The sequence below is a fragment of the Martelella sp. UBA3392 genome (genome assembly GCF_002358775.1).
GTDB classification, from domain to species: Bacteria; Pseudomonadota; Alphaproteobacteria; order Rhizobiales; family Rhizobiaceae; genus Martelella; species Martelella mediterranea.
This window is the reverse complement of record NZ_DEPM01000170.1, coordinates 1-655: the sequence shown is the minus strand read 5'-3', so window position 1 is coordinate 655 and position 655 is coordinate 1. Positions and strand designations below refer to the sequence as shown.

The following is a 655-nucleotide window of genomic DNA, read 5'->3' as shown; positions in this document are numbered from 1 at the left end:
GCGATGGCCGCCCCCGCCGCGCCGATAAAGGTGATCGCCGGGGAGCCGACGAGAAGCGTGACGAAGGCCGCGCCGAGCCCGGCCGGGCCGATATTCATCAACAGTCCCATGGCCGGCGACAGGATGACAAGCGGCAGAACATAGCCGGTCCAGTGCGCCAGGCATTTGACCAGCACAATCAGCACCAGCGGCTCGTCGCGCATCTTCAGAATGTCGAGCGAACCGTCATCGCGCTCGGCGCGGAACATCCGGTCGAGCCCGATCAGCGTCGACAGCAGCACCGCGATCCACACCATGGCCGGGCCGATCCGCGCAAGCAGCACCAGATCGGGACCGACTCCGAAGGGCACGACCGCGACCACCGACAGGAAAAACAGCAGGCCCACCAGCGCGCCGCCGCCGGCGCGGACAGACAGAAGCACATCGCGGCGATAAAGCGCCCACATCGCTTAAGCCTCCGCATCCATGAACGGGTCGGCGGCAAGCCGCACCGGGCCGGAAAAGCGCATTTCCCGCGCATTTGCGAGATCGAGCGGCTCATGCGTGGCCGCGATCACGATCCCGCCCGCGGCAAGATGCGCGTTCATGAGGCCAGAAAACAGCGCCTTCGCCGCGCTGTCGAGCGCCGCGGTCGGCTCGTCGAGCAGCCATACCG

Annotated in this window: 1 protein-coding gene and 1 pseudogene; both read right to left on the bottom strand. The window is 67.2% G+C overall.

Annotated features, from left to right (window positions below; genetic code table 11):
• Positions 1-446, bottom strand: a 446-nt coding sequence (gene ccmB, locus B4E36_RS12925; protein ID WP_345900437.1) for a heme exporter protein CcmB, incomplete at its 3' end; no start/stop codon positions are given.
• Positions 447-449: 3 nt separating this feature from the next.
• A pseudogene (locus tag B4E36_RS12920) lies at positions 450-655 on the bottom strand (cytochrome C biogenesis protein); the annotation flags it as partial.